Origin of the sequence: Starkeya nomas, from assembly GCF_902703545.1 — a bacterium.
Classification (GTDB): domain Bacteria; phylum Pseudomonadota; class Alphaproteobacteria; order Rhizobiales; family Xanthobacteraceae; genus Ancylobacter; species Ancylobacter moscoviensis.
Genome location: NZ_CACSAS010000001.1, coordinates 13,512 through 33,880, shown reverse-complemented (window position 1 = coordinate 33,880; position 20,369 = coordinate 13,512). Strand labels below are relative to the sequence as shown.

21 protein-coding genes are annotated in these 20,369 nt (G+C 69.5%); 8 read left to right on the top strand and 13 right to left on the bottom strand.

All coding sequences use genetic code 11. From position 1 onward, the window contains the following. Nucleotides 1-9: 9 nt before the first annotated feature. The 4 genes from STARVERO_RS00180 to STARVERO_RS00165 all read right to left on the bottom strand — a co-directional run bounded on the left by STARVERO_RS00180 (nucleotide 10) and on the right by STARVERO_RS00165 (nucleotide 3,809). Nucleotides 10-804 carry an ABC transporter permease gene (locus STARVERO_RS00180; protein WP_159597489.1) on the bottom strand — a complete coding sequence of 265 codons (795 nt, stop codon included), beginning with the start codon at nucleotides 802-804 and terminating at the stop codon, nucleotides 10-12. Further along, nucleotides 801-1,640 carry an ABC transporter permease gene (locus STARVERO_RS00175; RefSeq protein ID WP_244616456.1) on the bottom strand — a complete coding sequence of 280 codons (840 nt, stop codon included), beginning with the start codon at nucleotides 1,638-1,640 and terminating at the stop codon, nucleotides 801-803. The genes STARVERO_RS00180 and STARVERO_RS00175 overlap by 4 nt, the downstream gene beginning before the upstream one ends. Nucleotides 1,641-1,645: 5 nt before the next feature. After that, nucleotides 1,646-2,689 (bottom strand): ABC transporter ATP-binding protein, encoded by a 1,044-nt coding sequence (locus STARVERO_RS00170; protein ID WP_244616451.1) that lies wholly within the window; start codon nucleotides 2,687-2,689, stop codon nucleotides 1,646-1,648. Nucleotides 2,690-2,756: 67 nt separating this feature from the next. Then, nucleotides 2,757-3,809 carry an ABC transporter substrate-binding protein gene (locus STARVERO_RS00165; RefSeq protein WP_159597486.1) on the bottom strand — a complete coding sequence of 351 codons (1,053 nt, stop codon included), beginning with the start codon at nucleotides 3,807-3,809 and terminating at the stop codon, nucleotides 2,757-2,759. Nucleotides 3,810-3,903: 94 nt separating this feature from the next. On the opposite strand from STARVERO_RS00165, the gene STARVERO_RS00160 reads away from it, so the two are divergent. After that, nucleotides 3,904-4,944: a GlxA family transcriptional regulator gene (locus STARVERO_RS00160; RefSeq protein ID WP_159597485.1), complete on the top strand. Its 1,041-nt coding sequence runs from the start codon at nucleotides 3,904-3,906 to the stop codon at nucleotides 4,942-4,944. A gap of 132 nt (nucleotides 4,945-5,076) precedes the next feature. Here STARVERO_RS00160 and STARVERO_RS00155 read toward each other — a convergent pair whose 3' ends face one another. Together STARVERO_RS00155 and STARVERO_RS00150 are read right to left on the bottom strand one after the other, a co-directional pair. Further along, entirely contained in the window at nucleotides 5,077-5,469 is a 393-nt protein-coding gene (locus STARVERO_RS00155) for a (R)-mandelonitrile lyase (protein ID WP_159597484.1), read from the bottom strand. A 133-nt stretch (nucleotides 5,470-5,602) separates the two neighbouring features. After that, nucleotides 5,603-6,496: a LysR family transcriptional regulator gene (locus tag STARVERO_RS00150; RefSeq protein WP_159597483.1), complete on the bottom strand. Its 894-nt coding sequence runs from the start codon at nucleotides 6,494-6,496 to the stop codon at nucleotides 5,603-5,605. A 164-nt stretch (nucleotides 6,497-6,660) separates the two neighbouring features. Here STARVERO_RS00150 and STARVERO_RS00145 point away from each other — a divergent pair, with 164 nt between their 5' ends. From STARVERO_RS00145 to STARVERO_RS00125, 5 genes are read left to right on the top strand one after another with little or no spacing between them, the layout of a single operon-like run. Further along, nucleotides 6,661-7,638, top strand: coding sequence for a Bug family tripartite tricarboxylate transporter substrate binding protein (locus tag STARVERO_RS00145; RefSeq protein WP_159597482.1), 978 nt, complete (start codon nucleotides 6,661-6,663; stop codon nucleotides 7,636-7,638). Nucleotides 7,639-7,657: 19 nt separating this feature from the next. Beyond that, complete coding sequence (locus STARVERO_RS00140; protein WP_244616450.1) at nucleotides 7,658-8,107, top strand: tripartite tricarboxylate transporter TctB family protein; 450 nt, start codon at nucleotides 7,658-7,660, stop codon at nucleotides 8,105-8,107. A 16-nt stretch (nucleotides 8,108-8,123) separates the two neighbouring features. Beyond that, on the top strand, nucleotides 8,124-9,623 hold the full coding sequence (locus STARVERO_RS00135; protein ID WP_159597480.1) for a tripartite tricarboxylate transporter permease: 1,500 nt from the start codon (nucleotides 8,124-8,126) through the stop codon (nucleotides 9,621-9,623). Between the two features lie 56 nt (nucleotides 9,624-9,679). Continuing rightward, on the top strand, nucleotides 9,680-10,444 hold the full coding sequence (locus STARVERO_RS00130; protein WP_159597479.1) for an aldolase/citrate lyase family protein: 765 nt from the start codon (nucleotides 9,680-9,682) through the stop codon (nucleotides 10,442-10,444). Between the two features lie 29 nt (nucleotides 10,445-10,473). Continuing rightward, the gene (locus STARVERO_RS00125; protein ID WP_159597478.1) at nucleotides 10,474-11,361 is read left to right on the top strand and encodes a 2-hydroxy-3-oxopropionate reductase; all 888 of its coding nucleotides are present in this window, start codon (nucleotides 10,474-10,476) and stop codon (nucleotides 11,359-11,361) included. A 55-nt stretch (nucleotides 11,362-11,416) separates the two neighbouring features. Here the strand turns inward: STARVERO_RS00125 and STARVERO_RS00120 are convergent, their stop codons facing one another. Beyond that, the gene (locus STARVERO_RS00120; RefSeq protein WP_159597477.1) at nucleotides 11,417-12,451 is read right to left on the bottom strand and encodes a helix-turn-helix domain-containing protein; all 1,035 of its coding nucleotides are present in this window, start codon (nucleotides 12,449-12,451) and stop codon (nucleotides 11,417-11,419) included. A 310-nt stretch (nucleotides 12,452-12,761) separates the two neighbouring features. Between STARVERO_RS00120 and STARVERO_RS00115 the strand changes: the two genes are divergently transcribed. Beyond that, on the top strand, nucleotides 12,762-13,718 hold the full coding sequence (locus STARVERO_RS00115; RefSeq protein WP_159597476.1) for a LysR family transcriptional regulator: 957 nt from the start codon (nucleotides 12,762-12,764) through the stop codon (nucleotides 13,716-13,718). Between the two features lie 244 nt (nucleotides 13,719-13,962). Here STARVERO_RS00115 and STARVERO_RS00110 read toward each other — a convergent pair whose 3' ends face one another. Further along, nucleotides 13,963-15,333 carry an aminotransferase-like domain-containing protein gene (locus STARVERO_RS00110; RefSeq protein WP_244616448.1) on the bottom strand — a complete coding sequence of 457 codons (1,371 nt, stop codon included), beginning with the start codon at nucleotides 15,331-15,333 and terminating at the stop codon, nucleotides 13,963-13,965. Between the two features lie 133 nt (nucleotides 15,334-15,466). Between STARVERO_RS00110 and STARVERO_RS00105 the strand changes: the two genes are divergently transcribed. Continuing rightward, on the top strand, nucleotides 15,467-16,327 hold the full coding sequence (locus tag STARVERO_RS00105; RefSeq protein ID WP_159597475.1) for a DMT family transporter: 861 nt from the start codon (nucleotides 15,467-15,469) through the stop codon (nucleotides 16,325-16,327). A gap of 27 nt (nucleotides 16,328-16,354) precedes the next feature. On the opposite strand, the gene STARVERO_RS00100 is transcribed toward STARVERO_RS00105, so the two are convergent. The 5 genes from STARVERO_RS00100 to STARVERO_RS00080 all read right to left on the bottom strand — a co-directional run bounded on the left by STARVERO_RS00100 (nucleotide 16,355) and on the right by STARVERO_RS00080 (nucleotide 20,363). Further along, nucleotides 16,355-17,221, bottom strand: a complete 867-nt coding sequence (locus tag STARVERO_RS00100) for a C40 family peptidase (protein WP_159597474.1) — start codon at nucleotides 17,219-17,221, stop codon at nucleotides 16,355-16,357. Nucleotides 17,222-17,287: 66 nt separating this feature from the next. Next, nucleotides 17,288-17,638, bottom strand: coding sequence for a MarR family transcriptional regulator (locus STARVERO_RS00095; RefSeq protein ID WP_144343794.1), 351 nt, complete (start codon nucleotides 17,636-17,638; stop codon nucleotides 17,288-17,290). A 119-nt stretch (nucleotides 17,639-17,757) separates the two neighbouring features. Beyond that, the gene (locus tag STARVERO_RS00090; RefSeq protein ID WP_159597473.1) at nucleotides 17,758-19,137 is read right to left on the bottom strand and encodes a leucyl aminopeptidase family protein; all 1,380 of its coding nucleotides are present in this window, start codon (nucleotides 19,135-19,137) and stop codon (nucleotides 17,758-17,760) included. 21 nt (nucleotides 19,138-19,158) lie between these two features. Further along, a complete protein-coding gene (locus STARVERO_RS00085; protein WP_144343796.1) occupies nucleotides 19,159-19,749 on the bottom strand; it encodes a histidine phosphatase family protein in 591 nt (196 codons plus the stop codon). Further along, entirely contained in the window at nucleotides 19,746-20,363 is a 618-nt protein-coding gene (locus tag STARVERO_RS00080; RefSeq protein ID WP_159597472.1) for a hypothetical protein, read from the bottom strand. The genes STARVERO_RS00085 and STARVERO_RS00080 overlap by 4 nt, the downstream gene beginning before the upstream one ends. Between the last annotated feature and the right edge of the window lie 6 nt (nucleotides 20,364-20,369).

The following is a 20,369-nucleotide window of genomic DNA, read 5'->3' as shown; positions in this document are numbered from 1 at the left end:
CCGTTGGAATTAGGACCGATGCGGCTCGGACAGCATGTCCAGGCCCATCAGCAGATCGAGGAGGATGATGACGAGCGCAGCGACGACGATCGTGATCGCGGACACGGCCGCGATGGTCGGATCGATCGTGTACTGCACGTAGTTGAACATCTTCACCGGGATGGTGTTGAGCGCGGCGGTCGTGTTGAAGATCGACAGCTCGACGTTGATCCAGGAGGAGATGAAGGCGAGGAGGCCGCCCGAGACGATGCCGCCGCGGATCTGCGGCAGCACGACCAGGAAGAAGGTGGCGAGGGGCCCGGCGCCAAGGTCCATCGAGGCTTCTTCCAGCGCCCGCTGCTCGGGGGTGAGGAGCGGCAGCACCGAGCGCAGCACGAAGGGCGTGACGATGATCACATGGCCGACCAGCAGCGCCTCGAAGGAGCGCGCCATGCCGATCGCCGAGCCGTATTGCAGCAGCGCGGCGCCGAGCACGACATAGGGCAGCACCAGCGGCGAGAGCAGCAGCGCCGACACGCCTTCCCGCCCGGCGAAGACGTAGCGCGCCAGCGCCAGGCTGGCCGGCACGGCGAGCACGATGGCGACGGCGGTCGCCGCCAGCGCCAGCAGCGTCGAGGTGACGAAGGCCGACACGTAGGACGGGTCCTCGAACAGCACGCCGAACCATTTCAGCGTCAGGCCCTCCGGCGGGAAGGCGAGATAGCTGGTCTCGGTGAGCGACGCGCCGATGATGACGACGAGCGGCAGCACCAGATAGGCCATCGCCGCGAGCGCCACGATGCGGATGAGGAGCCGCGCGATCATGCCGCCCTCCGTCCGCCATCGCCGATGCGCCCGGCGATGCTCACCAGCACGAGGGTGAGCACCAGCAGGGTGACGCTCAACGCCGCGCCGTAATGGAAGTCGAACACCGTCGAGTACTGCTGGAAGATCAGCATGGAGAAGACGGTGATCTGCCCGCCCGAGAGCAGCGCCGGCGTCACATAGGCGCTCACCGCCAGCGCGAACACCATGATGGCGCCGGAGATCGCGCCGGGCAGGCAGAGAGGCAGGGTGACGAACCAGAAGGTACGCGCCGGCCCGACGCCGAGATCGGCCGAGGCGTCCTCGTAGACCGTGTCGATCTTGGCGAGCGCGTTGCCCACCGACAGTACGACGAACGGCACGAGGATATAGACGAGGCCGATGAGGATGCCGGTTTCGGTGCCGAGGAAGCGGATCGGCCGTTCGGTGAGCCCGAGGCCCATCAGCCCCTGATTGACGAGGCCGGTGCGCCCGAGCAGCACCATCCAGCCGAAGGAGCGCACGATGTTCGAGGTGAACAGCGGCACGATGATGAGGATGACGCAGGCTCGCCGCCACGCCCGCCAGCGCACGATGCGCACGAGGTACCAGGCGAGCGGGAAGCCGACCAGCACGCAGATCGCCGTGGTGGCGAGCGCGATGCGGAAGGTCACCCACAGCACGTCCCAATGGTACTGGTCGAGCAGCACGCGGGCGTAATGGGCGGCGGTGAGAGCGCCGTCACTGGTGGTGACGCTGGAGATCGCCACCACCGCCATCGGCGCCAGGAAGAAGGCGGCGAAGAAGGCGAGCGGCGCGAAGAGCAGGAGCGCCAGCGTGGTGCGGGAGGCGGTCACCGGCCTCACTCCGCGATGAGGTGCAGCGCCGCCGGGCGCAGCCCGACGGTCACGCCGGCGCCGGGATGCAGCTCCGCGCCCGACATGCCGAGCCGCGCGACCTTCAGCAGAACATCGCCGCAACGCACGAAGAGGGTCGTCATCGGGCCGATGGCGACCACTTCCTCCACCGTCCCGCCGGCGGTGGCGAGATCGGCCGGTGCCGCGCCCTCCACAAGCACGACGTCCTCGGGCCGGATCATCGCGCAGCGCGTGCCTTCAGGCGCGGCCAGCTCCAGCCCGGCGAAGGCGAGGCGTATCCGCCCCGGCCCGGCGGGCTCGGCCGGAATGAGGTTGGGCTCGCCGACGAATTCGGCGACGAAGCGGGAGGCGGGGGCCCGGTAGATCTCGGCCGGCGTGCCGACCTGCTCGACGCGCCCGCCATGCATCACCACGATGCGATCGGCCATCGCCATGGCCTCTTCCTGATCGTGGGTGACGAAGATGAAGGCGATGCCGAGCTTTTCCTGAATGTGCTTGAGCTCGATCTGCATGCGCCGGCGCAGCTTCAGGTCGAGCGCGGAGAGCGGCTCGTCGAGCAGCAGCAGCTTGGGCCGGTTGACGATGGCGCGGGCCAGCGCCACGCGCTGCTGCTGGCCGCCGGAAAGCGCGCGCGGCAGGCGGGCGCCCATTTCCTCGAGGCCGACCAGCGCCAGCGCCTCGCGGGCCCGGCCTTGCGCTTCCGCCCTGGCGACCCCGGCGCGGCGCGGGCCATAGGCCACGTTGTCGAGCACGCTCATATGCGGGAAGAGCGCGTAGCTCTGGAAGACGGTGTTCAGCGGCCGGCGGTAGGGCGGCGCCCTGGTGATGTCCTCGCCGTCGATGCGGATGCGTCCGGCGTCCGGCGTCAGGAAGCCGGCGATGCAGCGCAGCAGCGTGGTCTTGCCGCAACCGCTGGGGCCGAGCAGGGCGATGAACTCGCCGGCGCCGACCATCAGCTCGACATCGCGCAACGCCTGATGCGCCGCGAAATGCTTGGAGACCGTTTCGATGGAGAGGAGTGGCTGCACGTGGTCGTTCCTGGCTGGGAAGGGGGACGACCGCATCCGGCGGCCGTCCCGTGTCGGATACGCCAGACTATTTGCGGGCGATCTCGCGGTTCCAGGTGTCGACGAGCGCGGCGCGCTTGGCGTTCACCTCGTTCCAGTCCAGCAGGAAGAGGTTCTCGACCGTGCCGTCCACGCCCCAGGGCAGCCGGTACGCCGTTTCCTGGGAGACGGTGACGCCCTTCACGGACGGGCCGAGATAGAGCTTCTCGGCGAGGCAGCGCGAGGCGTCCGTGGTGAGCGCGGTGTCGATGAATTTCTGCGCGAGTTCCTTGCGCGGCGCGTTCTTCACCAGGTGGAGACGCGCATCCGTTGCCCACACCCCTTCCTTCGGCACGGTGAAGCCGATCGGCAGGCCCTTGGCGGTGAGGTCGAAGGCGCCGACGTTGAAGTGCGCGCCGATGATCGCCTCGCCGCTCTGGTAGGCATTGGAGGCCGCGCCCGACGAGTCGAAGAACAGCGCCGGCTTCAGTTCCTTGATCCTGGCGAAGACCGGGCCGAAATCGCCGGCCGGCGCGTTCCAGATCTTGTGGAGGAAGAACAGGAACGGCACGCCGGAGGAATTGGCCGGGGAGGGGATGGTCACCGCGTCGGCATATTCCGGCTTCCACAGATCGTTCCAGGAGGTCGGCGGCGCCTTGATTTCCTTGGTGTTGTAGGTGAGGCCGAGCGAGTAGTAGCCGGTGCCGACCGCGTAGATGCCGTTGGCGTTCTCGTAGACCGCCTGCGGCAGCGCGGCGGAGAGGTTCGGCACGCCGCCTTGCGTGATCGGCTCAAGCACGCCGGCGGCTTCCGCCAGCTCGCTCACGCCGCCATCCATCCAGGCGACGTCGATGGTGGGGGCATCCTTCTGCTGCTGCAGCTTGGAAAGGGTGACGGTGGAGGTGCCGACCTCCGGCACGACCGGGACGCCGGTCGCCTTGGTGAAGGGATCGGCGACGCAGGTTTTGAAGGCGTCGCCCCAGTTGCCGCCGTACCAGGCGACGTGCAGGGCGCCTTTACCTGCGTCCTGCGCCGATGCCGGCGCGAGCGTGGCGGCCAGCGCGAGCGCCGACGCCGTAGCGAGACCATGGATGCGTGCCATGTTGTTTTCTCCCCTCATGTGCAGCGGCGGGATCATGACGGCCTGACGCAGCGGCCGCTTGCAGTATCGGGCCAGAAACTTTGATATGGGCGACATGTTGCATGAGCCACCCCCGACGCCCGATGCCGCGGAGATCCCGACCTCGGTGCTGCAGGCCGCCCGTACCTCGCCATTGCGCGTTGGCTTCGTCCTGCTGGACCAGTTCACCCTCGCGGCCTTCGGCGGGCTGATCGACGCGCTGCGCCTCGCGGCGGACCATGGCGGGCGCAGCCGGCAGATCCATGCCTCCTGGAAGGTGATGAGCCTGGAGGCGGCGCCGCGCCGGGCAAGCTGTGGCGTGGTCATCTCCGACAGCACGCGGCTCCTCGACCCGACCCAGTTCGACTACATCGCCGTCTGCGGCGGCAACGACTACCTCAACGAGCACCAGCCGCCGGCGCTGCTCGACTATCTCCAGCAGGCGGCCGCCCGGCGCGTCCGGCTCATCGGCGTGTGCACCGGCACCTTCGCGATCGCGCAGGCCGGCGTCGCCGAGGGGCGGACGCTGTGCATACACTGGAACGTGCTGGAAGCCTTCCGGGCGCAGTTCCCGACGCTGAACGCCGTCACCGACAAGCTGTTCGTCGACGAGGGCGACCTGCTCTCCTGCGCCGGCTCCACCGCCGCCATCGATCTCGGCCTCTATCTCGTCACCCGCCATTGCGGGAGCGGCAAGGCCAACCAGGCGGTGCGCCACATGATGTTGCAGGGCATGCGCCCGCCGACGCTGCCGCAGCCGCATTTCTTCGCCGATCTCGCGAAAGTGGCGGATGCGCGCGTGCATCAGGCGGTGCATTTCATGGAGCAGCGGCTCGACGACCCGCCCTCCATGGACGCCATCGCCCGCTATGTCGGCTGTTCGAGCCGCCAGCTGGAGCGTGCCTTCAGCGCCGCGCTCGGCGCCTCGCCGGCGGCCTATCAGCGCCAGCTGCGCAAGGACTACGCCTGCTGGATGCTGGAGAACAGCCCGCGCAGCATCACCGAGATCGCCTTCGACTGCGGCTTTTCCGATGCCGCGCATTTCTCGCGCGAGTTCCGCAACGCCTTCGGCGTCTCACCCCGCCAGTACCGCGCCGCCCGCGTGGGCTCCCGCTAGGCCGGCCGCCGCTCGGCTCGCGCATCTCTCCGCCGCCGCTCGGTTCGAGAGGGTCGGTCCGTCTACCGGGTGCGGCTCCGGTAGACGGTGTCGGAAAATTATGGCCCCGCCGCGTTTACGGCCACGAACCGGTCACCGGCCGAGATACTCCGCGTCGCTGACCTTCTCCAGCCAGTCGACGGCCTTGCCGTCCTTCATCTCGGCCACGGCGAGATGCGTCATCGCGCTGTTGGGTGCGGCGCCGTGCCAGTGCCGTTCTCCCGGCTCGAACCAGACGATGTCGCCGACGCGGATTTCCTCCACCGGCCCGCCCTCGCGCTGCGCCCTCCCGGTGCCGGACAGCACCAGCAGGGTCTGGCCGAGCGGATGGGTGTGCCAGGCGGTACGCGCGCCCGGCTGGAAGGTGACGGTCGCCGCGCTCAGTCCGCCGGCACCGGCGAAGGGGGCGGCGATGCTGACCTGACCGGTGAAATACTCGTCCGGCCCCTGCCGGGGAGGGGGCGAGCCGGCGCGCGTGATGTCCATGGCGGTTCTCCTGGTTCGGGCCGATGTCTCGCCCTGCTTATCAGAGCGGTTCTGGTGAATTAGTCGGCGTAAACGGCATGACGTTATGTCGGGGCTTCATGAATGCCGCGCAGCCGCCAGTCCTCGGCCGCGGCTAGGCGGTGACGGTGAGCTGGCGCAGGGTGTGGCGCAGCGTGTCGATGGCGGGGTTGGCGCTGGTCGGCCGCCATATGGCGTGAAGCTCGACGATGGACGGCGCGCCGAGGGCGAGCGGGCGCAGGATGACGCCCTCGAAGCCGAGATTGCGGGCCGCGCGCGGCACCAGCGCCAGCCCGATGCCGGCCTTGACCAGCCCGAGGATGGAATGCACCTGGCTGATGTGCTGGACGTAGCGCGGGGTGATCGCCGCCGAGGCGAACAGCGTCGCCAGCAGGTCGTAGAAATAGCGCGCCTCATAGGGCGAATAGGCGACCATGGGCTGACGGTCGAGGTCCGACAGCCTCACCTCCGGCGCGGCGGCGAGGGGATGATCGTCGGGCGCGGCGAGCAGCAGCGGCTCGCGCACCACGCAGAGCGACTGGAACTCGCGCCGGTTGAAGGTGGGGCGCACGAGGCCGACGTCGATCCGTCCCGCGGTCAGCGACTCGAACTGGTCGGTGGAGACCATCTCCTTGAGGACGAGATCGATGCCCGGCGCCTCGGCGCGGAAGCGCTTGATGAGGCGCGGCAGGAAATCGTAGCCGGACGCGGCGGTGAAGCCGAGGGCGATCGAACCTTCCTCGCCGCTGGCGGTGCGCCGTGCCGCCAGCGCCGCGCCCTCCGCCAGCCGCAGCAGGCGGCGGGCCTCGGGCAGGAAGTTCTCCCCGGCGCGGGTGAGGCGCACCGAGCGGCTCGTGCGGTCGAGCAGGCGGACGTCGAGCGTGTGCTCCAGCAGCTGGATCTGCCGGCTGAGCGGCGGCTGGGTGAGGTTGAGGCGAGCGGCGGCGCGGCCGAAATGCAGTTCCTCGGCGACGGCGACGAAGCAGCGGAGATGGCTGAGCTCGAACATCGATCCAAAATTGGCATCGATTAATGCTCAGAACAACTCATTCGTGCATCGTCTCTCCCCTAGGATGATCATCGGACCGCTGCGCCGGCGGACCCAAAAGCGGGCCGGAAGGTCCGCCAGAAAACGAGTTGCCACGCTTCCCGTCGTTTCTGGAGGAAACGCTCATGACCCTTCGCCTGCTCAAGGCGGCCGCCGCCGCGCTCACGCTGTGCGGCGCCCTCGCGCCGTCCTTCGCCCATGCCCAGAATTTCGAACGGCCGGTGCGCATCGTCGTGCCCTTCGCGCCCGGCGGCACCTCCGACATTCTCGCGCGCCTGATCGCGCCGAAGCTCTCCGAGGCCGTCGGCCAGCCGGTGGTGGTGGAGAACAAGCCCGGCGCCGCCGGGAACATCGGCGCCGACGCGGTGGCCAAGGCTCGCCCGGACGGCCATACGCTGCTGCTGATGGACATCGGCTCGCTCGCCGTCGCCCCCAGCCTGTTCCCCGACCTTTCCTACAATGTCGAGAACGACCTCGCTCCGGTCGGCATGGTGATGTTCGGCCCCTATGTGCTGGCGGTGAACCCGTCCGTGCCGGCCAAGAACGTCTCCGAACTGGTCGCCTATGCCAAGGCGAACCCCGGCAAGCTGGCGGTGGCGAATTCCGGCGTCGGCGCGCTCAACCACATCACCGCCGTCGCGCTCGCCCGCGATCTCGGCATCGACTGGAAGAACGTGCCCTACAAGGGCGGCGCCGCCGCCTCGCGGGCCGTCGTTTCCGGCGAGAGCAACGTCATCATCAACGGCGCCACCGCGACGCTGCCCTTCGTCACCAACAAGCAGCTCGTCGGCATCGCCGTCACCGGCGACGAGCGGCTCGCCGCGCTGCCGAATGTCGAGACCTTCAAGGAGGCGAAGCTTCCGCTGAACGACGCCGGCACCTGGCAGGGCCTGCTCACCAGCGGCAAGACGCCGCCGGAAGTGGTCGCGCGGCTGAACGGGGAGCTCAACAAGATCCTCGCCCTGCCGGAGATCCAGGCGAAGATCGCCGAGCAGGGCGGCTCGCCGCGTCCCGGCACGCCGGAGGCGGTCAAGAGCTGGCTCGTCACCAACATCAAGAGCTGGGGCGACATCGTTCGCGCCGCCGACATCAAGACCAACTGAACCGGCGGCGGTGCGCGTCGTGACCACACGCAGGTTCGACTGGCCGGACCTTCTGTTCGGCCTCTTCCTCATCGCGGTGGCGGCGGGCACCTTCGCCGCCACCTGGAGGCTCGCCGGCGGTTCGGCGGCCGATATGGGGCCGGGCTACATGCCGCGGGCCATTGCGCTGGCGCTGCTGGGCTTCGGCCTGTTCTTCGCCGGGCGCGGGCTGCTGCGTGGCCATGCCGGCATCCCGCGGGTGCAACTGCGCCCCATCCTCGGCGTCGGCGCCTCGGTGGGGGCCTTCGCGCTGCTGATCGAAGGCGCGGGCCTCGCCGCCGCCTCGCTGGCGGCCATCCTCATCGCGGCCTGTGCCAGCCGCGAGAGCCGCTTCCTCGAAGTCATCCCGTTCGGTCTCGTCATCACCGCCGGCGCGGTCCTTCTCTTCGTGAAGGCGCTCGCCCTGCCGGTGGCGATCTGGCCGTGGTGAGCGGAGCGGGCGAGCGATGGAACTGTTCGACAACCTGCTTCTCGGCCTCTCCACGGCCCTGCAGTTCAACAACCTGATCTACTGCCTGATCGGCGTGGTCATCGGCACCGCCATCGGCGTGCTGCCGGGCATCGGGCCGATCCCGACGGTGGCGCTGCTGCTGCCCTTCACCTTCGGGCTGGCACCGGCCTCGTCCCTCATCATGCTCGCCGGCATCTTCTACGGCGCGCAGTATGGCGGCTCGACCACGGCGATCCTGGTGAACGTGCCGGGCGAAACCTCGTCGGTCGTCACCTGCCTCGACGGCCACGAAATGGCGAAGCGCGGCCGCGCCGGCCCGGCGCTCGCCATCGCCGCCATCTCATCCTTCTTCGCCGGCACGGTGGCGACGGTGGTCATCGCGGTGCTCAGCCTGCCGCTGGCGGCGCTGGCGCTGAAGTTCACCGCCGTCGAGTATTTCAGCCTGCTGGTGCTCGGCCTGTTCGCGGCCGTCATCCTCGCCCATGGCTCGGTGGCGAAGTCGCTCGCCATGGTCTTCCTCGGCTTGCTGATCGGGACCGTCGGCATCGACGTCAATTCCGGCGTCGCGCGCATGACCTTCGGCATTCCCGCCCTGTCGGACGGGCTGGATTTCGTGCCCGTCGCCATGGGCATGTTCGGCCTCGCCGAGATCATCGCCAATCTGGAGCGCCCCGAGGTGCGGCAGGTGGTGAGCCAGAAGCTGCGCGACCTCGTTCCCTCGCGCGCCGACCTGAAGGCGGCGTTCCCCGCCATGGTGCGCGGCACCTTCATCGGCTCGGCGCTCGGCGTGCTGCCGGGCGGCGGCGCGGCGCTGCCGCCCTTCACCGCCTATGCGCTGGAGAAGAAGGTGGCGAAGGACCCCTCGCGCTTCGGCAAGGGAGCCATCGAGGGCGTCGCCGGGCCGGAGGCGGCCAACAATGCCGGCGCGCAGACCAGCTTCATCCCGCTGCTGACGCTCGGCATTCCCGCCAACGCCCTGATGGCGTTGATGATCGGTGCCCTGATGATGCAGGGCATCCAGCCCGGCCCGCAGGTCATGACCGAGCAGCCCGAACTCGTCTGGGGCGTCATCGCCTCGATGTGGACCGGCAACCTCATGCTGCTGATCATCAACCTGCCGCTGGTCGGGCTGTGGGTCTCGATGCTGAAGATCCCCTACCGGCTGCTCTTCCCCGCCATCGTGCTGTTCTGCTGCATCGGCACCTACGGCATCTCCAACAGCGCCTTCAATGTCTGGCTGATGCTGGGCTGCGCGGTGGTCGGCTACTTCTTCATCAAGGTGGGCGTGGAGCCGGCGCCGCTGCTGCTGGGCCTCGTGCTCGGGCCGCAGCTCGAAGAGAATTTCCGCCGTGCGATGCAGCTCTCCGACGGCGACCCGTCGGTGTTCGTCACCCGGCCGATCAGCGCCGTGCTGCTCGGCATCGTCGCCCTCATGCTCATCGCCATGCTTTCCCCGGCGGTGCTGAAGACCCGCAAGGAAGCGCTCGCCGAATAGTCCGGCGGCTTCCGCCGCCTCGCTCCCCGATGCCCGTACCCAGAAGGACCTTCCCCGTGGACCTGCCCGTCAATACGTTCAAGCGCACGCTTATCGCCGGCCAGCAGCAGATCGGCTTCTGGAACTCCATGGCGAGCCCGACCGCCACCGAGATCCTCGCCGGCTCCGGCTTCGACTGGCTGATCATCGACGGCGAGCATGCGCCGAACGACGTTCCCGGCGTTCTCTCCCAGCTTCACGCCACGATGGAGAATGCCACGCACCCGATCGTGCGCATCCCGGTGAACGACCCGATCGTCTTCAAGCGCTTCCTCGACATCGGCACGCAGACCTTCCTCGTGCCCATGGTGGAGACCGCCGAGCAGGCCCGGGCGGCGGTGGCGGCGACACGCTTCCCGCCGGACGGCATCCGCGGCTTCGCCGGCGCGGCGCGCGCCTCGCGCTACGGGCGGGTGGCGAACTACCACAAGCGCGCCCATGAGGAGCTGTGCATCCTGGTGCAGATCGAGACGCAGCAGGCGCTCGACAACATCGAGGCCATCGCGGCGGTGCCGGGCATCGACGGGCTGTTCGTCGGGCCGGGCGATCTCTCCTCCGATCTGGGCTATCTCGGCGACCAGGGCAATCCCTACATCGTCGAGTTGATCGAGGCCTCCATCCGCCGCATCGTGGCCACCGGCAAACCGGCCGGCATTCTCACGGGCGACGAAGGCCTCGCACGGCGCTACATGGCGGCGGGCTGCACCTTCACGGCGGTGGGCATTGACACCGGCCTGCTCGCCCGCAGCTCCGAGGCGATCGCCCGCAAGTTCAAGGCGTGAGCCACATCCACTTCCCGAAGGATCGACACATGAAACTCGGCTTCGTCGGCCTTGGCATCATGGGAACCCCCATGGCCGGCCACCTCATCGACGCGGGTCACGCGCTGCATGCCCATTCGCGCAGCGGCGTGCCGCAGGAGCTGATCGAGGCCGGCGCCGTCGCCTGCTCCTCCCCGCAGGAGGTGGCGCAGGCGGCGGACGTGATCTTCACCATGCTGCCCGACACCGGCGATGTCGGCCGGGTGCTCTTCGGTGAGAACGGGATCGCGTCGGGTCTTTCGGCGGGGAAGATCGTGGTGGATATGTCGTCGATTGCGCCGGTCGAGACGAAGGAGTTCGCCGCGAAGATCAACGCGCTGGGCTGCGATTATCTCGACGCGCCGGTTTCCGGCGGCGAGGTCGGCGCCAAGGCGGCCTCGCTGACCATCATGGTCGGCGGGCCAGAGAAGGCGTTCGCGACGGTGAAGCCGCTGTTCGAGAAGATGGGCAAGAACATCACCCTGGTGGGCGGCAATGGCGACGGGCAGACCACCAAGGTGGCGAACCAGATCATCGTGGCGCTGACCATCCAGGCGGTGGGCGAGGCGCTGTTGTTCGCCTCCAAGGCGGGCGCCGACCCGGCGAAGGTGCGCGAGGCGCTGATGGGCGGCTTCGCCAATTCGCGCATCCTCGAGGTGCATGGGGAGCGGATGGTGAAGCGGACCTTCAACCCGGGCTTCCGGATCGAGCTGCACCAGAAGGACCTGAACCTCGCTCTGACGGGGGCGCGGCAGCTTCAGATGGCGCTTCCGGCGACGGCTCTGGCGCAGCAGCTTTTCAGCGCCTGCGCGGCGAATGGCGGGGCGGCGTGGGACCATTCGGCGCTGGTGAAGGCGCTGGAGATGCTCGCCAACCACACCGTCGCCCCCGATGCCTGACGGGAAGTGAATGCACCGCCGCCGTGTCAGGCGGCGGTGCCTTTCGGTCCAGCCGTCAGGTGCGCGGGCGGCGCAGCAGGGTCTCCAGGCGCGAGGCTCCGGCATCGGCCGGCGGCGTGCCGTCATCCTCCTGCGGTCCGCTTCCCGTCCAGCCCATCTTGCGGACGGCGCGGGGCGAAACGCCGAATTCGTGCTTGAAGGCGCGGCTGAAGGTCGAGGCGTCGGGAAAACCGCACTGTTCCGCGATGCGGACGATGGAGCGCGTGTCGGACGTGTCGAGCAGGGCATCGCGCGTGCGCAGCAGCCGCTGGCGCCGGATATAGGCCGCCACGCCCCCGAGCGGCTCGAAGGAGCGGTAGAGCCGCGAGCGCGACACGAACAGTTCCTCGGCCAGCGAGGCCGGCGAGAGATCGGCGTCGTCGATCTTCTGCTCGATGAGGCGGCGGGCGCGTTCGAGCAGCCGGACATCGGTCGCGCCGCGCTCGGCGGCCGGATCGTTGCGGCAGGAGGCGACGCACGCCTCGACCAGCCCGCGCGTGGCGCCCAGCACGCCCGCCAGATCCGAGGGCCGCAGGCGCGGCAATTGCCGGTCGAGGCCGAGCAGGAAATCCGCCAGCAGCCGGGCCGCCCCGCTTTCCAGCCGGTGGTCGAGCATGCCGCTGATCTCGTGCAGCGAGGGGAACAGGTCACGCGGCATGAACAGGGCCAGCAGCCGGCGCGTCTCCAGCTCGGTCTGGAACGGCTCGGCGAGGCAATGGAAGCTCAGCCGGATCGTGTCCGGCGCGGCGGGGTCGTCCCGCAGCAGCACGTACCAGTGCTCCAGCGTGGATTTGCGCGCATGGCGCCAGCCGAAGGCATAGCCCGGGCCGGGAAGATGCCCGCTGACCAGGGCCAGCCTTCCGAGGTCCCACAGGGTCTGCTGGATCGGGAAGGCGCCGTCGCGCCCGCGCACCAGATGCAGCTCGACAACCCCGCTGAACGCCGCGCGGAACGCGTCGAACGGGACGGCTCCGGGAAGCGCATCGGCTGCCAGCTCGAGCGGCTCCAGGGGCGCGTCGTCTTCCCTCCGGCATGAATCTTCAGGTGGCATTGGGATCATGAGGGAAGCGGATCGGAAATGCGCCGTGCGATTTCGGCCGGGAGCGGAGGGGGCGGGAGAAGGGCGTCATGCACCATCAGGTGCTGGTTCCATCTCCGGAGAGGGTTGTGGTCGTGCAGTAAACCTCCTGCGTGATGCCTATTGAATCGTATAATTTTCATAGAGTTCGGCCGATGCGGTCCGGATGTACGTCGAAATACGAGGGCGGTTCTGTTTCTGGACGACCTTGTCAGCGAATAATTATTGCGTAAACGCTGAAGTTATTTCAGTGTGGTCATGAATTTCGTTCACGGGGCGGGGCATGTCCGTACAGAGAGTCGACCTGAATCTGTTCCGGGTGTTCGAGACGGTGCTCCACTGCCGAAGCGTCAGCGGCGCCAGCCGCGAACTGGGCGTGACCGCCTCCGCCGTGAGCCATGCGCTCGCGCGCCTGCGGCAGGCGGTGGGCGACGAGCTGTTCGTGCCGGGCGAGAACGGCATGGAGCCGACGCCGCGCGCCCGCGAAATCGCCCCGGCGATCCTCGACGGGCTGGAGCGGATCGAGGAGGCGATCAAGACCAGGCCCTTCGAGCCCTCCAATTCGGCGCGCACCTTTCGCATCTCGGCCACCGACTACGGCACCACCGTCATCCTGACCCGCCTCATCGAGCGGCTGGCGAAGACGGCGCCGCAGCTGGAGCTGCGCATCTTCCCCTACAACCGGATGGACGTGGTCCGGCACCTCGACGAAGGCCGTCTCGATCTCGTCATCGGCTGGTTCGCCGACCTTCCCGAACATCTGCGGCGAACCGAGGTGCTGGTGGACCGCGAGGCCATCGTGGTGCGCCGGGGGCATCCGCTCGTCGGCCAGCCGATCGACCGGGACCGGCTGTTCTCCTACCCCTTCGTGGTGGTGGAACTCACCGGCAGCGGCGAGCAGGCGGCCGAAGGCTTCATCGACGAGCGCGGCGTCTGGCGGCGCGTCTGGATCGACCGCCTGCTGATCGAGACCAGCGACGAGGACGCCGTCGCGCATGTGGCGGTCTCGCTGCCGCATTACGCCGCCGTGCCCGGCATCCTGTCGGCGACCGACATGGTGGCGACGCTGCCGGAGCGCATGGCGCGCCGGATCGCCGACGCGGGAACCCATGAGATCCTCGAACTGCCCTATGACCCGCTTGAGGTCGCCGCCGAGGCGATCTGGCACCAGCGCGGGGATCGCGACGGCGGGTTGCAGTGGCTGCTGGGCGAACTGGTCGATGTCATGCGCTCCGCGTGAGCGTTTGTCTGGTCCGGAATATCTCCCACGGGTGACCGATAGAAAATGACGCCGCGTCCCATTTATATGCAGGGCGTCTCCACTTCTTTCTGTCTATAATACAGTAGATAAAGTAATAATTGAGACGATACGCAAATTTCGCCAGTATATAGCCGACGCAGGTGGGGGCGTTCCTGTGGGCAGGCCGGGGCGCCGCGAGGGATCGGCGCCGTCGAGCGCGGTTGGTGGACCTCGTCGGGCCGGTTCAGCGCAAGGCCTGGGCAAGGACGCGCAGCACCTGCGCGTTCATCTGCGCCACGTTGAAGCGCATGAGGTCGCCGGCCGACTGGGTGACGCTGAAGACGTTCCCCGGCGCCAGCACCACCCCTTCGCGCAGCGCCGCCTTCGCCACCTCGGCGGCGTCCCGCCCGTCCGGCAGGCGGCACCAGAGATAGAAGCCGCCGCGCGGCAGCGTCCAGGGCACGACGCCAAGTCCCTCCAGCGGATCGAGGATCTCCCGCCGGCGCTTGGCCAGCCGATTGCGCAGCCCGGCGAGGTGCTTGCGGTAGCTGCCGTCGGTGAGCGTGGCGGCGACGAGTTCGGCGGCAACCGGGCTCGGGCCGCCGAAATTCGTCGCCACCTGGAGGTCGATGAGGCTCTCGATCCAGTCCGGCCGGGCGACGATGTAGCCGCAGCGGATCGAGGCCGACAGCGCCTTGGAGAAGCTGCCGATACGGATCACCCGCGACAGCCCGTCCAGCGCGGCGAGGCGCGGGGAGGGCTCCGGCTCGAAATCGGCGAAGATCTCGTCCTCCACGATGGTGAGATCGTGGGCCGCCGCCGCGGTCAGGACACGGTGCGCGGTCGAGGGCGAGAGCGTGGCGCCGGTCGGGTTATGAAGCGCCGCGTTGGTGATGTAGAGCCGCGGGCGGTGGGTAGCGAACGCCTCGTTGAAGAGCGCGATGTCCGGCCCCGCCGGCGTGTAGGGAACGCTCACGATCTTCGCCCGGTGGGCGCGCAGCAGGGCCTGGAAGTTGAAATAGCAGGGGTCGTCGACCAGCACGGTGTCGCCAGGATTGAGGAGAAAGCGGCAGAGCAGGTCGACCGCCCGCGTGCCCGAGGGCGTGAGGAGAATCTGCTCCGGCCCGGCATCGAGGCCCTCCGCCGCGAACTGGCGGGCGAGCAGGCGGCGCAGCGTCGGCGAGCCGCGCGTCGCGCCATAATCGGTCAGCACGGCATCGTCGGCTCGCGCCAGCGCGCGGATCGCCCGCCGGATCGCCGCATTGGGCATCCAGTCGGCGGGAAGCCAGCCGCAGCCCGGCTTCAGCATCTCCGGGCCGGCGTCCAGCGATTGCCGCGACACCCAGAAGGGGTCGATCGCGCGGTCGAGCCTCGGTTCCACGTCGCGCGGCGCGACCGGCGCCGGGCTGCCCGCGACATAGAAGCCGGAGCCGGGGCGGGAGCGGATGAGCCCTTCGGCGGCCAGCCGGTCATAGGCTTCGACGACGGTGGAGGGGGAGACCTGCATGTCGCGGGCGAACCGCCGGATCGAGGGCAGCTTCTCGCCGGGGGTCAGGCTGCGGCTCGCCACGCGCCGGCGGATCGCCGCCATGACGGCCTCGGTGCGGGTGGGCATGGCCTCTTTGGTCTCCATGGACGCTAACTGTATGGCTTCCGTTATCCATACTGTTTGGCTCCACCGTATGGGAGTGTCGCTGTCGCCGCCAGTCCCGGAGCGCTATCGCGGAATGGACGCCAGGGAGACGGACATGCAGCGCGGAACGGAAGGCTGGGGCAGCGGCCTGCTCGGCGTCATCATCTTCAGCGGCTCGCTGCCGGCGACGCGCGTCGCGGTCGGCGGCTTCACCCCGCTTTTCCTCACCTCGGCGCGCGCGGTCATCGCAGGGGTGCTGGGCGCGGCCCTGCTCCTCGCGCTTCGCCAGAGCCGGCCGGCGCGGGGCGATCTGGTGCCGCTTGCCGTGGTGGCGCTCGGCGTGGTCGTCGGCTTTCCGCTGCTCACCGCGCTGGCGCTCCAGCACATCACCTCGGCCCGCTCGATCGTCTTCATCGGCCTGCTGCCGCTCGCTACCGCCCTCTTCGGCGTCGTCCGGGGCGGCGAGCGGCCGAAGCCGGCCTTCTGGCTTTTCTCCGTCGCCGGCGCTGCCTCGGTCGTCGGATTCGCGCTGGCTTATGGCGGCCCGACCTCGCTCGCCGGCGACCTGCTGATGGTGGCCGCCATCCTGCTCTGCGGCCTTGGCTATGCGGAAGGAGCCCGGCTGTCGCGCCACCTCGGCGGCTGGCAGGTCATCTCCTGGGCGTTGCTGGTGGCGCTCCCGCTCATGGCGGTAATGGCGCTGGCGACACTGCCGCCGACATGGAGCGGCATTGGCGGGCCGGCCTGGCTCGGCCTCGCCTATGTCTCGGTCTTCAGCATGCTGATCGGCTTCGTCTTCTGGTATCGCGGGCTGGCGCTGGGCGGCATCGCCGGGGTCGGCCAACTCCAGCTCCTCCAGCCCTTCTTCGGGCTGGCGCTGGCGGGAATGCTGCTCGGCGAGCCGGTGGCGTGGACGATGATCGCCGTCACCGGCCTCGTCGTGCTCTGCGTGGCGGGAGCCAAACACTTCGCCTGATGGACGGACGGCGCCGGGCTCGGGTGTTCAGAGCCGGCGCACCGAGCGCAGCGGCGTGCCGCCGGCCTCGATCCGTGCCAGTGCGGCGTCCAGCGGCTCGCGCACCACCGACATGAAATGCGCCGTGGCGTGCAGCAGCGTCGCCCGGTCCTCGACGATGCCGACATGGCCCGGCCAGAACAGCAGGTCGCCGCGCTCGAGTGTCGCGACGTCGCCGGAAAAGGCGACCGGCTGGCCGAGCGCGCGCTCCTGCATGTCGGTGTCGCGCGGCGCGCGGATGCCGCAGGCGGCGAGCGAGACCTGGACGAGGCCGGAACAGTCGAGCCCCAGGCTGGAGCGCCCGCCCCACAGATAGGCGGCGCCAAGATAGCGCGCGGCCACTTCCACGAAGTCGCCGTCGGGCTCGTCGAGCGCCGCGAGGTGATCGGCGAAGACGAAGCCGCCCGTCTCCGTCACCGCGAAGCGCTCGCGCGTGCCGATAATGGCGAGCCGGCTGCCGAGGGACAGCAGCTCGACGGGCGGCAGCTTGATGCTGGGGCCGGGGAAGACCGGCGTGCGCAGCGCCCGCACCCGATGCGTGGCGGGCGCGCCGGCGGGCAGCAGGGCCTCCGAGGGCAGCCAGCCGACATAGCCGTCCGCGTCCAGCTGGCCCCAGGCCCAGCCTTCCATCGTCATCTCGTAGACGGTGACGCTCTCGCCCGACAGCGCCTCGGTGGTGAGCGGCGCCGTCGGGTCCGGCTCCTTGCGCACCGGTACGCTGGGGCGCGCGACGGCATAGGGCTCGCCGGCGACGAAGCGTTCCGCCGTCACCACGCCCCGCAGGTGAAGCGCGGCGATGTCCGGGCGGGCGGGGGTGAGGCGGGGGTCGAGGTCGGGTGTCAGCAGGGCGTTCATGGAGGCGGTCATCGTTGCGGGGCTGTCTCGGCAGGCGGCGATCCTGATAGCGGTCTTGATAACAGCCTATCTTGGCAGGGAGCGGGCGGTGGCGACCACCTGGTCACCCAGCCGCTCTACATAGAGCGCGCCTTCCACCGTACGCTGGATGATGACGTTGCGTCGATCCGCCTCGTCGCGGCGCCGCGACACGAGACCGAGCTGGCCCATCGTGTCGAGCGCGCGGGTGATGACCGGCTTGGTGACGCCAAGCCGCGCGGCGAGGCCGCGCACCGTGTGCGGCGGCGCTTCCAGATAGACGCTGAGCAATATCGCCAGCTGGCGCGGACTGAGGTCCGGCGCGTCGTCGCGGACCTGCGCGAGCGACAGCTCGTGCAGGAGACGCAACGCCTGCGATGGGCGCAACTCGACCGCCATGGCCCGTCCCCGGTCCGCAATCGTTACGGTTGCGGATTGTTCCCCGGACTATGGCGTCTTCGCGACGAAAAATTCCTTAACGTCAGACCGATTCTGACAAATGCCGGAAATATGAAACATCAGTCCCCGAAACGCTCGGCGATCAGCGCGTCGAGCGCGCGGATCGTCTGCGCCTCGCCGCCTTCCGGGCGCCCCGGGCGGGAGGAGGGGTTCCAGGCGTAGATGTCGAGATGCAGCCATGCCCCGGCGCGCTCGACGAAGCGCTGGAGGAACAGCGCGGCGGTGATCGAGCCGGCGAAGCCGCCGCCCGGCGCGTTGTTGAGGTCGGCGATCTTGCTGTCGAGCATCGCGGCGTAGGGCCGCCACAGCGGCAGGCGCCAGGAAGGGTCCGCCTCGGCGGCGCCGTGGCGGGCGAGGTTGGCCGCCAGCGTCTCGTCGTCCGTATAGGCGGGCGGCAGCTCCGGCCCGAGCGCGACACGCGCCGCGCCGGTGAGCGTGGCGAAGTCGATCAGCAGCTCGGGCGCCTCCTCGTCGGCGAGGCTGAGCGCGTCGGCGAGGATCAGCCGCCCCTCCGCATCGGTGTTGCCGATCTCAACGGTGAGGCCCTTGCGCGAGGGGAAGATGTCGCCGGGCCGGAAGGCCGAGCCGTCGATGGCGTTCTCGACGGCAGGGACGATGAGGCGCAGCCGCACCGGCAGGTTCCGCGCCATGATCATCTGCGCGAGGCCGATGGCGTTGGCCGCCCCGCCCATGTCCTTCTTCATCAGCAGCATGCCGCTGGACGGCTTGATGTCGAGCCCACCGGTGTCGAAGGCGACACCCTTGCCGACCAGCGTCACCTTGCGCGCGTTCGGATCGCCCCAGGTGAGGTCGATGAGGCGGGGCGCGCGCGGGGAGGCGCGGCCGACGGCGTGGACCAGCGGGAAATTGGCGGCGAGCAGGTCATCGCCCGCGGTCACGTTCACCTGCGCGCCGAAGCGGGCGGCAAGCACACGCACCGCCGCCTCGATCTCCGCGGGGCCGAGATCGTTGGCCGGGGTGTTGACGAGGTCGCGCGTCAGCGCCACCGCCTCGGCGGTGCGAAGGACCGCGTCCGCGTCGACGCCTTCCGGCACGACCAGGCGGATGTCGGCGCCGTTGCGCTTGCGGTAGCGGGTGAAGCGGTAGCCGCCGAGCAGGAAGCCGATCGCCGCGAGGCGGGGATCGGCGGGCGCGTGGGCGATGGCGTAGTCGCCGGCCGGCAGGGATGTCGCCAGCTTGCCGAAGGCGAGCGGGTCGCGCGGTGTCTCCTCGACGCCGAACAGCACGCCGGCGATGGTGCCATCCGCCGCCGGCAGCACCAGCAGCGCGCCCGGTTCGCCCTTGAAGCCGCTCGCCTCGGCGAAGGCGGTCGCCGGGGCGGGAATGCCGCCCGCGATCTCGCGCCAGTTCTGCGGGGTGACGCACCAGATCGGGCGGGGGTGGACGGCCTCTTCGGCCCGGATCAGTTGAGCGCCCATCGCGACATCTCCCGTGAGCCGTCAGGCGACGGCAAGCTCGAACCCGCCATTTTCAATGAGGTAGACCGCGCCCTGGCGGACCGGCAGCTCCACCGCCTCGGGGGCGGGCATGCCGGCGAACGCATGCAGCATCGCCCGCACCACGCCGCCATGGGTCACCACCACGCTGTCGCCGGTCAAGTCGTCGATGGCGGCCAGCACGCGCGCGGAGAGTTCGGCATAGCTTTCCCCACCTGGCGGGGTGAAGTTCCACGGGTCGGCGTCGCGGGCGGCAAGGCTGACGGGATCGCGCCGGCGCAGTTCCGGCCAGGTGGCGCCTTCCCAGCGGCCGAAGCCGATCTCGCGCAGCCGCGTGTCCCGGCGGAAGCCGTCCGGCGGCAGGCCGAGTTCGGCGCGCAGGATCGCCATGGTCTGCGAGGCGCGGCTGAGCGGGCTTGCCACGAAGTCGAGGCTCGCCGCGCCGCCGCTGAGGCGGTCCACCACGCGCGCCGTATCGGCCGCCTGCTCGCGGCCGAGATCGTTCAGCGGGATGTCGTGACTGCCTTGCAGACGGCCGGCGAGATTCCAGTCGGTCTCGCCGTGACGGACGAGGAAGATGCGTCGTCTGGTCATTTCGAAGGAAGGGTCACGACGTGCGTGTAGCTGGGGCCGTTGAGCGGATAGTCGACGCGCAGCGTCACCGTCGATCCCAGCGGCGCCCGCCCGCTGGCGAAGACCCGCGTGCCCCCGGCCTGGCGGCCGACGCAACGGCGCGAGCCGGCATCGGTGCCGGTGGCAGTGAAGGAGCCGATGTCGAAGCTGATCTTCACCTTGGGCGGCGCGCTGAGCACCTTGATCTGCGGCGCCTGCGCCATCTGGCACAGACTGTCCGCCGTGCCGGCGGCGAAGATCACGCGCCCCTGGCCGCCGCCGGTGAGATAGGCGAGCCGGTCATTGTCGTTGCGCCCGTTGCTGGGGCTCACATAGCCGGGGAAGATCGCGCCACCGGTGCCGAAGATGCGGTTGAGCAGCGGGTAGGTCTGGAAGTCCGGCGGCACGCCACGGTCCTGCGCGCCCGGCGGCGGGATGTAGGGCAGGCCGGAGCCGCCGAGGCCCGAGCCCGGCGGCGGCCCGACGACGATCGGGCCGTTCTGCGCGCCGGCGGGCGCGGCTGCCGCCAGTCCGGTGGCGACCAGCGCGGCGGGCAGGAGGAAACGGAAGAGCTGGGAAAGGCGGGCCTTGCTCATGCGGGA